This window comes from Shewanella sp. UCD-KL21 (assembly GCF_001957135.1).
Taxonomy (GTDB): domain Bacteria; phylum Pseudomonadota; class Gammaproteobacteria; order Enterobacterales; family Shewanellaceae; genus Shewanella.
Map to the genome: position 1 here is coordinate 50504 of NZ_MPHK01000009.1, position 15310 is coordinate 65813.

The following is a 15310-nucleotide window of genomic DNA, read 5'->3' on the forward strand; positions in this document are numbered from 1 at the left end:
CGGTATGACTATGGAAAAGCTTTCAAATTCATCGAACTATCTGGATCTAGGGGGACTAGATTCATTACGTTCCAAGGCCCAGAAAGACGAGAAGGCGGCATTACAAGAAGTCGCCAAACAGTTTGAAGGGATATTTATTCAAATGCTGATGAAAAGTATGCGTGAAGCCAACGCAGTTTTTAAATCAGACAGCCCGATGAACAGTGAAACCACCGAATTTTTTGAAAACATGCGCGATCAACAAATGTCGGTGGATTTATCAAACAAAGGTATGTTGGGCATCGCAGACATGATGGTGCAGCAACTTTCCCCCCAAGAAAGCGGTTTTACCCCAGCCTCAGTGCTGCGCGGTAATATTGACACAAACAGTGCTCATCCATTAGTTAACGCTGCGAATAAGCCGGTAGATTTTCTCAGTACGGTTGTGACCGGTGATTCGATAACAGATTCAGCAGCAGACTTATCCATGGTTAATGGTCATAACTTTGCAAGTCATCAAACCACGGCTAAGCCAGTGGTCGATGTTAGTCAGTTATCTCAAAGTCATGGGGTTTTCGATAACCAAGAGCTTGATAAAGTATTGGCCGGAGAAGCTATTGCCACAAGTGGCAATAGCTTGCCGCAAACTGTCGCTAAAACAACCAATCAATTTGACAGCCCGCAGCAGTTTGTTGCGGTGCTTTATCCCCATGCTGAAAAGGCCGCAAAACAGCTTGGTACCACCCCTGAAGTATTACTGGCGCAATCAGCACTAGAAACTGGTTGGGGTCAAAAAATGATCCGCCGCGACGATGGCACAGCCAGCAACAACTTGTTCAATATCAAAGCCGACAGACGCTGGGACGGCGATAAAACCTCCGTCAGCACCTTGGAGTTTGAGCAAGGGGTGGCAGTAAAACAACAAGCAGATTTCAGAATGTACGACAGCGTTGAACAAAGCTTTAATGACTTTGTGTCATTCATCTCCAATGGCGAGCGCTACCAAGAAGCCAAAAAAGTGGCAGCACAGCCTGCCAAATTTATTCATGCCCTACAACAAGCAGGTTACGCAACTGATCCTCAATACGCCAATAAAGTGTTGAAAGTCATGGAGTCAGTAACCAATGGACTTAAGTCCGTATTACCAAAAGAGACTAACTAATGGCTATCGATTTATTAAACATTGCCCGTTCAGGTGTTATGGCCGCCCAATCGCAAATGGGCGTCACCAGTAATAACATTGCCAATGCTAATACCGTGGGCTATCACCGCCAAGTTGCAGAGCAGTCGTCATTAGGGTCTCAACAAATTGGTAGTAGCTTTTATGGTACAGGTACTTACGTATCTGATGTCAAAAGGGTATATAACGAATACGCTGCAAGAGAGCTGCGCATTGGCCAAACCTCCATGAGTGGCGCTGAAACCCGTTACAGCAAAATGAACGAAATGGATCAGCTGTTCTCGCAAATTGGCGCCATGGTGCCAGCCAGTTTAAATGACTTTTTTACCAGCATTAATAATGTTGGCGATTTACCGACAGATCTCGGTATGCGTAACAACATGCTTAGTTCAGCCGGGCAAGTGGCTAACAGCCTTAATCAAATGCAAACCCACCTTGACTCGCAAATGAAGCAAACCAATGCGCAAATCGGTGCGGTTGCCGATCGCATTAATGAGATCAGTACCGAGCTTGCCAACATCAACCTCGAGATCATGAAGTCGCCAGGGGCAGACAGCCAATTATTAGACCGACAAGATGCGCTGATTTTAGAGCTAAGCGAATATTCTGAAGTTAATGTTATCCCGCTAGATAACGGCGCTAAAAGCGTCATGCTCGGCGGCTCAGTGATGCTAGTGTCCGGTGAAGTGGCAATGCAAGTGGGCACCACTACGGGCGATCCTTTTTCGAATGAGCCAAGGCTGACCACATCAACAGGCAATAGCACGTTAGTGATTGACGGCTCTAAATTAGGCGGCCAATTAGGCGAGTTATTTAACTTTCGTGATCAAACCTTAATTCCAGCCTCTCAAGAGCTGGGGCAACTAGCCTTAGGCGTGGCAGATGCCTTTAACCAAATGCAGCAAAATGGCTTTGACCTAGACGGCAATATTGGCAGTAATATTTTTACTGACATTAACGACCCAAGTATGGCAGCGGGTCGAGTCGGTGCTTACAGTACCAATACTGGTGACGCCAATCTGAAAGTTAATATTGACGATGTAGGCCAATTAACTGGCAGCGCATACGAATTATCCTTCACGGCGCCAAACACCTACGAGCTTAAAGACACCCAAACAGGCAAAGTTGAGCCACTAACCCTTAATGGCGATAAGCTTGAAGGCGGCAATGGTTTTAGTATTGAAATTGGCGCGGGCAGTTTTGCCGATGGCGACCGTTTTGAAATTAGACCTAACGCGGGCGCTGCAGCAGGGCTCAATGTGGCAATGACAGATCCAAGAGGCATAGCCGCTGCAGGTCCTAATATCTCAGCTGATTCAGGCAACTCAGGTAACACCAGTGTAAAGCTCACAGACATTGACCGAACCCATGCCAGCTTCCCTGAAACGGGCAGTGAGCTTACCGTGAAAATTGATACCGCCACTAACACTTTTCAAGTGCTGGATGCCGATGGCACTATCGTTGGGCCATCAGCGCCGTTTACCCCACCGCAAATTGACACCGGCTTTGGTTTTAGTTTTGAAATTAACGACTCATCTTCAGCGGGGGTCACTGACAGTTATAGCTTTGATTTGTCCTTTGCCGAAGGCGACAACAGTAATGCCGTGGCGATGGCGCAATTAGCCGATGCCAACATTATGAATAATGGCTCAACCACCTTAACCGGGGTGTTTGAAGGCACCAAACTGGATATCGGCAGCAAAACCCAAGCTGCAGCGGTGAGCTTGACCTCAAATAATGCCATGTATCAGCAAGCCTATAACCGAGTGCAAAGTGAGTCTGGGGTTAATTTAGATGAAGAAGCGGCCAATTTAATGCGCTTTCAGCAATCGTATCAAGCTTCAGCTCGAATAATGACAACTGCCCAGCAGATGTTTGACTCATTACTTAGCTCAGTTCGCTAGGAGAATTAATTATGCGAATTTCTACTGCGCAAATGTTTCAGCAAAACAGCTACAGCATAGCCAAAGGCCAATCTGAAACCAGCAAAATCCTTGAGCAATTAGCCACAGGTAAAAAAATTAACACCGCCGGTGACGACCCAGTGGCCGCCATCGGTATCGATAAGTTAACTCAGCAAAATAATCTGGTTGATCAGTATTTAAGAAATATTGATTACGGTGAAAACCACCTTAATCAAACTGAAACCTTACTGGGTGATTTAGATAATTTAGCCGGCAGCATGAAAGAGCAATTATTGCGTGGCTCAAACGGCAGCATGACCGACAACGAGCGGCAAACTATTGCCGATGAAATGCAAAAAACGCTCGATCAAATGCTGGCCATTGCCAACAAAAAAGATGAGTCGGGCAATTACTTATTTGCTGGTAATAAAACCGGCAGTGCGCCATTTGAGTTCGATGCCAATGGCCAAATTATTTACAACGGTGACTCAGGCACCCGTGAAAGCATTATTGCCTCAGGAGTACTCACAGACACCAATATGCCCGGTGATGCTGTTTTTATGAACGCACTCAATGCCATGGGCGATTATAGCGCCAATTATATGGCAGGCCAGCAAGGCGAGTTTAGTGTCGACAGCGCCAAAATGACCGATCAGGCAAATCATGTTGCTGATACTTATCAGTTTTCCTTTACTGATAATGGCTCTGGTGGTGTTGATGTTGAAGTCCGAGACAGTGCTAATAACGTACTAACTACCGTGTCTGATTTTGATAGTTCAATGCCTATTAATGTTAATGGCATGGAAGTAAAGCTAGAAGGGCAGCCCATGGCGGGCGACAGTTTTACCCTTGAACCCATGCAAGAAGTCAGTATTTTCGACAGTTTCAGTCAGGCGATAGCCTTACTAGAAAGTGGCGACAAAATACAAACCCCTCAAGGTAAAGCGGAGTTGGCACAGTTGTTGAATAATATCGACAGTGGTGTCAATCAAATGAGCGCTAAGCGCGGTGAGGTTGGCAACAGCTTAAAGGTAATGGACCAGTACAAATCGAATCACACCGACGAGAAGGTGATCAACGCATCTGCCTTGTCGATGTTAGAAGATTTAGATTATGCCGAAGCCATTATTGAGTTTGAAAAACAGCAGTTAGCACTTAATGCAGTATCAAGTGTTTTCAGCAAGGTAGGTTCAACGAGCTTGTTTGATTACATCTAACAAGCGCTATGAAACCGCAATGTCAGTAATTGGGTAAGGGTGTTTTTAAGGCTGATATAAGCAATCGGTTTAGCCATAACAGCCCAAATAAAAGCGCAACCAATACCCAAAAGCTAACAACAACTTTTAATTTTAATTTATACATTTAATTTTGTTTAAAGGTTATTGAGTCAACCGTTTTCAGCCGCCAATCAATATGGATAGAGCGGCTGGGTCAATAACTTTATTAACAAGTTTAGCCAAGCGCTTAGCCTTGGCAATGCGACTAAAAAGGAAAGTAACATGGCTATTTCAGTTAATACCAACGTCACATCAATGAAAGCGCAAAACAGTTTAAATGGCGCTAATGGCAGCCTGCAAACCTCAATGGAGCGTTTATCATCAGGTTTGCGCATTAACAGCGCAAAAGATGATGCTGCCGGTTTGCAAATATCAAACCGTATGACCAGCCAAATCAACGGTATTGGGGTTGCCATGCGTAACGCCAATGACGGTATCTCAATTGCCCAAACTGCTGAAGGTTCAATGCAAGAGTCCACCAACATCCTGCAACGTATGCGTGACTTATCACTGCAATCAGCTAACGGTTCAAACTCTGCAGAAGACCGTGAAGCTATGCAAAAAGAAGTCACGTCACTGCAAGCTGAGTTGACCCGTATTGCTGATACCACCACGTTTGGGGGCCAAAAGTTAGTTGATGGTAGCTATGGTACGCAAGCCTTCCAGGTGGGCTCTAATGCTAACGAGACTATCTCTATTACCTTGGAAGACATTTCTGCAGATGCCATTGGTCAATCAGGTAAAACTGTTGCTGGAGCGTTAAGTGCGGCTAACTTGACAGCGATGCAAACTGACAATACGGGGAGTGATGGTGTTGGTGCTACGATGACATTTGCTTACACGCCAGAAGGTGCGTCATCTGCAACTAATTTAACCTTAGATGTTGATACTAGTTGGACAGAAGAAGAATTGGCAGCTGAGATTACCTCTACACTTAAAGATACGGGCATTACTGCGACTGTTGATAGTGCGGGGACGGGTATTGCCTTTGGCGGTATGGCTAATAACGGTGACGCTATAACTATGACGATTATGGATGATGCCGGCACTCCAGCAGCTGTGACTCCAGCAACAGCATTAACGGTTGGCGCTGATGACTCTAACCAAATTTCGGTTGCTGATGTAGATATCTCTGATGCAGCAGGTGCTCAGTCTGCGATTGCCACCATCGATGCCGCCATTGGGCAAATCGATAGCCAACGTGCTGACTTAGGTGCGGCGCAAAATCGGATGAACTTCACCATAAATAACCTAAGTAACATTCAAGCTAACGTGTCAGATGCCCGTAGTCGTATTCAGGATGTGGACTTTGCCTCAGAAACGGCGCAGTTAACTAAACAGCAGATTCTGTCGCAAACCTCATCAGCGATGTTGACTCAGGCAAATCAGTTGCCACAAACAGCATTATCATTGCTAGGTTAATAATAATTTAGTTAGCGATCTAAATAATAACTATAAGCGCAGTGTAATTGCTTGATTTAATTTGCAGAGCTTAAAATCAAAGCAGCCGTTATCGGCTGCTTTTTTGTGTTTAAAGCCCTAAGAGTTGTCGTAAAAATAGACGTTTAAGCGGTTTTGTTGCACGTTAAATCGCCTTTTTTGATTGAGTTTAATAAAAAGTATAATTTTTTTACTAAAGCTTTTTTTATCGCCGCCGTTACAGTATTTGTCGAAGATAAGTATCGTCTGACCTGAGTGGCAGGCACTATTAAATATAAGAGAGGCAATACATGGCTATTTCAGTTAATACTAACGTCACTTCAATGAAGGCTCAGAACTCATTAAACGGCGCTAACGGCAGTTTGCAGACCTCAATGGAGCGTTTATCATCAGGTTTGCGCATTAACAGCGCTAAAGATGATGCTGCCGGTTTACAAATTTCAAACCGTATGACCAGCCAAATTAACGGTATTGGGGTCGCCATGCGTAACGCCAATGACGGTATCTCAATTGCCCAAACCGCTGAAGGCTCAATGCAAGAGTCAACCAACATCTTACAGCGTATGCGTGATTTATCGCTGCAATCTGCTAACGGTTCAAACTCAGCGGATGACCGCGCCGCGATGCAAACTGAAATAGACTCATTAAATTCAGAATTAACCCGTATTGCAGAAACAACAGCCTTTGGTGGTCAAAACTTACTTGATGGTAGTTATGGCACCCAAGCATTCCAAGTGGGCTCAAATGCTAACGAGACTATCTCTGTGACCTTAAGTGATATCTCTGCAGATGCGCTTGGTCAATCAGGTAAAACTGTAGCTGGAGCGTTAAGTGCGGCTAACTTGACAGCGATGCAAACTGACAATACGGGTAGTGATGGTGTTGGTGCTACGATGACATTTGCTTACACGCCAGAAGGTGCGTCATCTGCAACTAATTTAACCTTAGATGTTGATACTAGTTGGACAGAAGAAGAATTGGCAGCTGAGATTACCTCTACACTTAAAGATACGGGCATTACTGCGACTGTTGATGGTGCGGGAACGGGTATTGCCTTTGGCGGTATGGCTAATAACGGTGACGCTATAACTATGACGATTATGGATGATGCCGGCACTCCAGCAGCTGTGACTCCAGCAACAGCATTAACGGTTGGCGCTGATGACTCTAACCAAATTGCGGTTGCTGATTTAGATATCTCTGATGCAGCAGGTGCTCAGTCTGCGATTGCCACCATCGATGCCGCCATTGGGCAAATCGATAGCCAACGTGCTGATTTAGGTGCGGTGCAAAATCGCATGAACTTCACCATTAATAACTTAAGTAACATTCAAGCTAACGTGTCAGATGCCCGCAGCCGTATTCAAGATGTGGATTTTGCCTCAGAAACGGCGCAGTTAACTAAGCAGCAGATTTTATCGCAAACTTCATCAGCGATGTTGTCACAAGCCAACCAGTTACCGCAAACAGCATTGTCTCTTTTATAATGACATTGTGAAGCGTTAATTAGCATCGTGCTAAGAACGCACTAGCATTACGCTAACATTAGATTTAAAGGGAGACTCGGCAACGATTCTCCCTTTGTGCTTTTTAGTGAGCGATAGCTTTGTTCACTAATTGCATTGGGTGAGCTTTGCTCAGTCGCAACAGTAATGCCTTACCGCTGACATAAGGCTTTTAAAAAACCTTAAGTTGGTACATTAATTGCTTTAATTATTGAGTTTGTCGAGGTGCATCATGGATGTCAATATTACCAATGTAGCCAATGCTGCAGTGCGTAAAGATAGTTTAGCCAACCTTACAGAAAAAAATGCCGCCCAAGCATCAACCGCACTGGCCGATGATGGCATTCAAAAAGCGGGCGATGTGGCGCGCACCACAGCTAAAGTTAATGAGACCGCTAAAACTGATGCTGAGCAGTTACAGCATGCGGTTGATGATATTAATCAGCAATTATCGCTTATGCAAAAAGGCTTAGCCTTTAATATTGATGAAGAGTCTGGGCTGCAGGTGGTTAAAGTTATTGACGTTAAAACCGGTGACTTGATTCGTCAAATCCCCAATGAAGAAGCATTAGAAATGGCGAGCAAGCTCACAGATATTGCCAGTGTTTTTATGGAAACTGCAGTGTAGTTATTGTTTTAAAACAACAATCATAAAAATTATGATTATTTCAAATTAGATAGCAGATATTGCATTAAAGAGGTCGCAATGGGGTTAACATCAGTTGGTATTGGTTCAGGCATGGATATCGCAGGTATTGTTACTGCGCTCGTTAATGCTGAAAGCGCCGGTAAAATAGCAAGCTTTGATACCACTGAAGGTAAATTAAATGCGCAGATATCCGGTATTGGGTTACTTAAAAGCTCACTGTCAGAGTTTCAGGACCAACTTGAGTTACTGACCAAATCTGAAACCTTTGACAGTCATAAAGTGTCCCAATCTAACAGTGATTATTTTAAAGCCACAGTGGATGAAAATGCAGTGCCGGGTAAATATCAGGTCATTGTTGAGCAATTAGCCCAGAGTCAAAAAGTTGGCTCTGCAGCCGTTGCCGATGCCGATAGCCCCATAGGCGAAGGCTCGTTAACCATTGGTGTTGGCAGTGACAGCTTTGATATTGAGGTCGGCGCGGAAGACAGCTTAACTGACATCATGGATAAAATTAACGCCTCTGAAGATAATTACGGGGTCACCGCCACCATTATTAATGGTGATGACGGCCCACAGCTTATTTTAGGCGCTAAAAATACCGGCACTGATAACTTAATAACTGTGACTGCAACGGACATTGATGGCGGCACCGGCCTAGCTGATACCTTTACCATGACTGAGCTTACCCCAGCTCAAGATGCGGTATTAACAGTTGATGGAGTTAAGGTGACCTCAAGCTCAAACGATGTCAGTGACATTATTACTGGTGTTAGTTTAGAGCTTACCGATGCTGATATTGGCAAAACCACCACCATTACGGTTGAAGAAGATACCGCTAAAGCTACCTCGGCCATAACAGGTTTTGTTGACAGTTATAATGCTTTAATGACTACGATTCAGGACTTGTCTCGCTATGATGCAGCCACTGAAAATGGCGCTATTTTACAAGGCGACCCACTGCCGCGAAGCTTACAAAGCCAGTTAAGAAATATCATTTCCAGTAGTTTTGAAACTAGTTCTGGTAGTGGCTCGCAAATGCTAATGAATATTGGCATTACCACGACTCGTGAAGGCTTGTTAGAAATTGATGAAGATAAATTATCAGATGCCATTGAAGCCGACAAAGGCGGCATTAAAGAGATGTTTATCACTGAAGATACAGGCCTTGCTTCACGCTTAGATACCTTTGTTGAAAGCTATTTAGAGCCGGGTGGTATTATTGATGGCCGTAATGACACCATTGATAATCAGTTATCACGCCTTGAAGACAGTCGTGAAGCGTTAAATTTAAAAATGAGCGCCTACAGTGACCGTTTATATAAGCAATTTAATGCCATGGATTTAGTGGTGGCAAGCCTTAACTCCCAGTCGAGCTCTTTGTTTAATGCCTTAGATTCTATGCCTGGTGTGGTGAAGAAGACTTAATACAAATTCAATAGGGCTGCTGGCGATTTGACTCGCTTTTAAGCCCTTATACTGCTTTAAACTATTTTCCCTATCTTGGAGTACTCAATGAACCCCACCCTTAGCGAACTTGAACAACTCAATTCCGCAGCGTTTTCCGCTATTGCACAAATAGAGCAAGCTAAACCAGAAGACCAACAAGTGGATGAGTTGGTATCACAATTGCAGGTACTTATTCAGCGGCGTCAAATTGTCATTGAAACCTTGGTTAACGATGGCAGTTTTACTGATAGAGCAATGCTTGAAAGTCAATATGATTACACTCAATCTTTATTTATAAAGTCCACTCGAGTGTTAGAGCATCGCAAGTTGTTACTTCAGGCTGGTAATGCAGCCAAGCGCCAAATAAATGTATATAAATCTATAGATGCAAATAGGTAGGTAATTATGAGAGGTTCACTGCAGACATATCGCAAGGTATCAATCGAAAGTGGCATGGCAGTGGCGTCGCCACACCGAATTATACAAATGTTATTAGCAGGTGCACTTGAAAGGCTTGCCCAAGCAAAATATGCCATTGGTCAAGGTGATATCGCCAGCCGAGGTGAGTTATTGGGTAAGGCTATTGGTATTATATCTGGGCTTAATGGCAGTTTAAATATGGAAGCCGATGGTGATGTTGCTGGCAATTTAACTCAGTTGTATGATTTTATGTTGCGCAGATTATCTGATGCCAACATCAATAATGATGCAGAAGCCATCGATGAAGTGGCAGGGTTGTTACGAACCATTAAAGAAGGCTGGGACGCAATTCCAGAAGAAATGCACCAAGTAACGTCTGAAGCTAGTTAAGTTAGCTTAAACGAAAGGCGCTACCAGCGCCTTTGTTTGTTTTAAACACTGCAAAAGCCAGTAACAGTTTGTTGGCATTTGTGTGTAAAGTAGACTGTTAGTTCCATAAATCAGTAAGATGTTGTAATTTTGCGGTTTGTCACTTGATTCTCACTGGCTGATAATACAATATTCATTTACAAAAGCGTTTAGACTATATTGCTCAGATGTCAGTATTTACTGAAGTGTATTCAAAGCGTATAGGTAAATTGTTGCATTAATGCATATGCAGTAGCTTTGTTGTGAAGCCTTTATCTTTATTGCATGTAACTATCACAATCAAGTCGCACTTCCGTTTTATCACCAATAGCGTGATAATGGCTGTGAAATAATAATAACTCGAGCTTTGGCCTTCTTAATGATGCAAATAGAACAACGAATATTAATTGTTGCTGACCCTTCTGAGCGTGTCTCTCGTCTTTGTTGTATTTTTGATTTTTTAGATGAAAAATTTCATCTGGTTACTCAAGACGATCTTGCCTCATTAACCGCTGATAGTCGTTATCGGGCGTTAGTCATTGATACTCAATCGGTCACGACTGAGTTTATTAAAGGCGTGCAGTCATCAATGCCTTGGCAACCTGTGCTATTGCTGGGTGAAAACCAAATTAATACCTCTAATGTATTAGGCACCATTGATGAGCCAATCAATTATCCGCAATTGACTGAGTTGCTGCATTTTTGCCAAGTTTATGGCCAAGCAAAGCAACCGCAAACTCCCACTAGCGCTAACCAAACTAAATTGTTCAGAAGTTTAGTGGGCCGCAGTGAAGGTATTGCTAATGTCAGGCACCTTATAAGCCAAGTGGCCAGTTCTGATGCCACGGTATTGGTATTAGGCCAATCAGGTACCGGTAAAGAAGTGGTTGCCCGCAATATTCATTACATGTCTGATCGCCGCGATGGGCCGTTTATTCCAGTAAACTGCGGCGCTATTCCACCTGAATTATTAGAAAGTGAGCTATTTGGTCATGAAAAAGGCTCATTTACTGGGGCGATTTCAACCCGTAAAGGTCGTTTTGAATTAGCTGAAAATGGCACGCTGTTTCTTGATGAAATCGGCGATATGCCGCTGCAAATGCAAGTAAAACTGTTGCGTGTATTGCAAGAAAAAGTATTTGAACGTGTTGGTGGCTCTAAAACCATCAGCACTGATGTGCGCATTGTCGCGGCCACTCACCGTGATTTAGAAACCATGATCAGCGAAAATGAATTTCGAGAAGATTTATACTATCGCTTAAATGTGTTTCCAATTGAAATGCCTTCATTAAGTGAGCGCAGTGATGATGTGCCATTATTACTGCAAGAGCTTGTGAGCCGTGTCTTTAACGAAGGCCGCGGAAAAATTCGCTTTACTCAGCGGGCGATTGAATCTTTAAAAGCCCATAACTGGTCTGGTAATGTCCGCGAACTGTCAAATTTAGTCGAGCGCTTAACGATTTTATTCCCGGGTGGCTTGGTCGATGTCAATGACTTACCGAGAAAATATCGTTATATCGATGTGCCAGAGTATTGTGTTGAAGTCAGTGAAGAGCAGCAAGAGCGTGATGCATTGGCATCTATTTTCAATGATGATGAACCAATCGAACTACCTGATACCCGCTTTCCTAGTGAATTACCGCCTGAAGGGGTAAACCTTAAAGATTTATTGGCAGAGCTTGAAATTGACATGATCCGTCAAGCGTTAGAGCAACAAGATAACGTGGTTGCTAGAGCCGCTGAAATGTTAGGTATACGCCGAACCACCTTGGTTGAAAAAATGCGTAAGTACGGTATGGGTAAAGATTAATCAAGCGTTTACCGACAGTAACTTACTGCTGAATAACCAATAGACAAAATGAGTAAAAAACGAATAAAAAGCATGCCTTAGGGCATGCTTTTGCTTTTGCGCCGTTAAAAACTTTAAACTGGCATACCAAATGCATTGGCTAGTACAAAGTTATTATTTTGACGGAGTGACCATGTATTCAGCGCAATCACTAGTAGAACAGCCGCAGTATTGTGACAGCTACAAACTAGCCGAGCCTGCAGCAATTGTCAGCGAGGCGCCAGCAGCGCCAATTACACTGCGTCAATCGGTGAACCTCGATCTGCAAGCTGAAACATCACGTCCGCAAAAGGCAGCTAATATGTCTAATCAAATGGCGCATATTCTTCAAGCTATGCCTTCAGGTGTAGTGATTATCAATGGTGACGGTATTGTGACCTTGGCTAACCCTGTCGCAACTGACTTATTAGGTCGGCCGCTGCAAGGGGCTAAGTGGTTTGACATTATTAACCGTTCTTTTTCGCCCCAAGATGATGATGGTTTTGAAGTATCACTAAAAGATGGCCGCCGAGTAAAGCTGGCGATTACTCCACTGTCGCCAGAGCCTGGGCAGTTAATTGTATTAACCGACTTAACTGAAACCCGCTTATTACAGAAAAACCTATCTCATTTACAGCGCTTATCAGCACTGGGCAAAATGGTGGCAACCTTGGCGCATCAGGTCAGAACGCCGTTATCGGCCGCGATGTTATATGCATCAAACCTTGCCAGCCCTAAATTAAATGATGCGGCTAAAAAGCGTTTTCAAGGCAAGCTGGTCGATAGACTTAATGAGCTAGAGCGTCAAGTTAATGACATGCTGCTGATGGCAAGAAACAAACAAGATGGCGCCGCAGAGGCGACATCGACTGCCGATATTATTGAGCCTGTGCTGGCAAATTGTGAGCCCATTGTTGAAAACAAGCAGTGTAAATTACACTTTGTTGATCAAACCGATAAACACATTATTGCAAACGCCAATGCCTTAAGCTCGGCGATTAATAATCTGGTGATGAACAGTCTAGAGGCCAATGCCACTGAAATTCAGATTGTGACTGGTGAAGATGAACACGGCATTAATATCGATGTGATTGATAACGGTAAGGGTTTATCAAAAGAGATGCAGCAACAAATATTGGAGCCTTTTTTTACCACTAAAAGCCAAGGGACAGGCCTAGGGTTAGCGGTAGTGCAAACCGTGGTGAGAAATCATGGCGGCAGATTACAGGTGACATCGCAGCCCCACAAAGGCAGCTTAATTCGACTATCATTTCCTATAGCTAAAGACACGCAACAAGCCAATAAAACAGTGGAGGGATCCCATGAGTGAAGCTAAGTTACTGTTAGTTGAAGATGATGCCGCGCTGCGTGAAGCCTTACTCGATACCCTAATGCTAGCTCAGTATGACTGCGTTGATGTGGGCTCTGCAGAAGAGGCCATTATTGCCATGAAAACAACAAGCTTTGATATGGTTATCAGTGATGTGCAAATGGAAGGCATTGGCGGCTTAGGGCTATTAAACTATTTACAGCAAAACCACAGTAAAGTACCGATTTTATTAATGACCGCTTTTGCCACTATTGACAGTGCGGTGAGCGCCATAAAACTTGGCGCGGCGGATTATCTGGCGAAACCTTTTGCGCCTGAAGTGTTGTTAAATCAGGTGTCTCGTTATTTGCCCCTGAAGCAAAATTTAGGTCAACCTGTAGTCGCCGATGACAAAAGCTTGGCGCTACTTAATATTGCCCAGCGGGTAGCAAGCTCTGATGCCTCTGTGATGATCATGGGGCCAAGTGGCTCAGGTAAAGAGGTACTGGCGCGTTATATTCATCAAAACAGCCCTCGCGCTGAAAAACCTTTTATCGCCATTAATTGCGCTGCAATTCCTGAAAATATGCTTGAAGCCACCTTATTTGGTTATGAAAAAGGCGCGTTTACAGGCGCTTATCAGGCATGTCCGGGCAAATTTGAACAGGCTCAAGGCGGCACCATTCTGCTTGATGAAATTTCTGAGATGGAGCTAGGGCTGCAAGCTAAATTATTGCGAGTGCTGCAAGAGCGCGAAGTGGAGCGTTTAGGTGGCCGCAAAACCATATCCCTTGATGTAAGAGTGCTGGCGACCTCAAACCGTGATTTAAAGTCCATGGCAACATCGGGCGCATTTAGAGAAGATTTATATTACCGCATTAATGTATTTCCATTAACCTGGCCTGCATTAAACCAACGACCAGCTGATATTTTACCCTTAGCAAGGCACTTGCTGGTTAAGCATGCCAAGGCATTTAATGTGTCGCCAGTGCCGCAATTAGACGACATGGCTTGTCGGCGTTTATTGGCCTATCGCTGGCCGGGTAATGTCCGAGAACTGGATAATGTCATTCAGCGCACCTTGATACTGAATAATGGTGAGGCGATAACTGGCGCGGATATTATTCTTGAAGCTGAAGATGTTACCTTGAGCCCCAATGAGCAACCCGTGGCCGCTGCTGAAACGGATGGGCTTGGGGGCGAACTGCAGGCTCAAGAGCATGTGATTATTTTGGAAACCTTAAATCTTTGTAATGGTAGCCGTAAAGAGGTAGCAGAGAAGCTGGGCATTAGCGCCAGAACATTGCGCTATAAAATGGCTAAAATGCGTGACTTGGGGATTCAAGTCCCCGCGTAAATATCGACCCTTAGTTCAACTGTATAGTTAACGCTAAATTCTAAAATATTACCTTAGCCGCTTTGATGATATTAAAGCGGTTCTGTTTTGTGTGTTTTTCAGCCATTCAAGTTGTTTTTAAATTCTTTTCATGGGCTTAAGTGAATTTAAGCTATTGTTGGCATCCTACTTGCTAAATCTATTGTAACTGTTTTTAAGTCGTCAAATATCCGACGAATGGAGTTTACAATGCAGATTAGTTCAAATCCTTTTTTACAAGAAATGCAATCCTTACGGGGTGAAATTTCGCCTAATCTTGGTTCACCTATTCAAGCGGATATGATTCAAAAAGTCGGTAACACTTCAGGTGCTGACTTTGGCCAATTGTTATCTCAAGCGGTTGGTGGCGTGGCTGATTTACAATCAAACTCAGCTAATTTAGCCACCCGATTAGAGATGGGCGATAGCACTGTGACCTTATCTGATACCGTAATTGCCCGTGAAAAAGCCGGGGTTGCATTTGAAGCAACGGTGCAAGTGAGAAACAAGCTGGTAGAAGCTTATAAAGAAATTATGAGCATGCCTGTTTAGGCTTTTATTATTGATTTTGTTATTGATGTTGTTGTATT

13 protein-coding genes are annotated in these 15310 nt (G+C 43.8%); all 13 read left to right on the plus strand.

The window, feature by feature from the left end; translation table 11 throughout:
* The first annotated feature begins 10 nt into the window (after positions 1 to 10).
* The 13 genes from flgJ to fliE all read left to right on the plus strand — a co-directional run bounded on the left by flgJ (position 11) and on the right by fliE (position 15272).
* Entirely contained in the window at positions 11 to 1141 is a 1131-nt protein-coding gene (gene flgJ, locus BM739_RS09990; protein WP_076540199.1) for a flagellar assembly peptidoglycan hydrolase FlgJ, read from the plus strand.
* Positions 1141 to 3063, plus strand: coding sequence for a flagellar hook-associated protein FlgK (gene flgK / locus BM739_RS09995; RefSeq protein ID WP_076540201.1), 1923 nt, complete (start codon positions 1141 to 1143; stop codon positions 3061 to 3063). The genes flgJ and flgK overlap by 1 nt, the downstream gene beginning before the upstream one ends.
* Before the next feature lie 11 nt (positions 3064 to 3074).
* A complete protein-coding gene (gene flgL / locus BM739_RS10000; RefSeq protein ID WP_076540203.1) occupies positions 3075 to 4280 on the plus strand; it encodes a flagellar hook-associated protein FlgL in 1206 nt (401 codons plus the stop codon).
* Positions 4281 to 4562: 282 nt separating this feature from the next.
* Positions 4563 to 5762 (plus strand): flagellin, encoded by a 1200-nt coding sequence (locus BM739_RS10005; protein WP_076540205.1) that lies wholly within the window; start codon positions 4563 to 4565, stop codon positions 5760 to 5762.
* A 308-nt stretch (positions 5763 to 6070) separates the two neighbouring features.
* A complete protein-coding gene (locus BM739_RS10010; RefSeq protein WP_076540207.1) occupies positions 6071 to 7267 on the plus strand; it encodes a flagellin in 1197 nt (398 codons plus the stop codon).
* Between the two features lie 250 nt (positions 7268 to 7517).
* Positions 7518 to 7913, plus strand: a complete 396-nt coding sequence (locus BM739_RS10015) for a flagellar protein FlaG (protein ID WP_076540209.1) — start codon at positions 7518 to 7520, stop codon at positions 7911 to 7913.
* Positions 7914 to 7991: 78 nt separating this feature from the next.
* Entirely contained in the window at positions 7992 to 9359 is a 1368-nt protein-coding gene (gene fliD / locus BM739_RS10020) for a flagellar filament capping protein FliD (protein WP_076540211.1), read from the plus strand.
* 87 nt (positions 9360 to 9446) lie between these two features.
* Positions 9447 to 9779 (plus strand): hypothetical protein, encoded by a 333-nt coding sequence (locus BM739_RS10025; protein WP_076540213.1) that lies wholly within the window; start codon positions 9447 to 9449, stop codon positions 9777 to 9779.
* Between the two features lie 6 nt (positions 9780 to 9785).
* Positions 9786 to 10190: a flagellar export chaperone FliS gene (fliS, locus tag BM739_RS10030; protein WP_076540215.1), complete on the plus strand. Its 405-nt coding sequence runs from the start codon at positions 9786 to 9788 to the stop codon at positions 10188 to 10190.
* A 397-nt stretch (positions 10191 to 10587) separates the two neighbouring features.
* The gene (locus tag BM739_RS10035; protein ID WP_076540217.1) at positions 10588 to 12018 is read left to right on the plus strand and encodes a sigma-54 dependent transcriptional regulator; all 1431 of its coding nucleotides are present in this window, start codon (positions 10588 to 10590) and stop codon (positions 12016 to 12018) included.
* A gap of 172 nt (positions 12019 to 12190) precedes the next feature.
* Positions 12191 to 13366: a PAS domain-containing sensor histidine kinase gene (locus tag BM739_RS10040; protein WP_083698124.1), complete on the plus strand. Its 1176-nt coding sequence runs from the start codon at positions 12191 to 12193 to the stop codon at positions 13364 to 13366.
* The gene (locus BM739_RS10045) at positions 13359 to 14702 is read left to right on the plus strand and encodes a sigma-54 dependent transcriptional regulator (RefSeq protein WP_076540219.1); all 1344 of its coding nucleotides are present in this window, start codon (positions 13359 to 13361) and stop codon (positions 14700 to 14702) included. The genes BM739_RS10040 and BM739_RS10045 overlap by 8 nt, the downstream gene beginning before the upstream one ends.
* 228 nt (positions 14703 to 14930) lie before the next feature.
* Positions 14931 to 15272, plus strand: a complete 342-nt coding sequence (gene fliE, locus BM739_RS10050; RefSeq protein WP_076540221.1) for a flagellar hook-basal body complex protein FliE — start codon at positions 14931 to 14933, stop codon at positions 15270 to 15272.
* Positions 15273 to 15310: the final 38 nt, after the last annotated feature.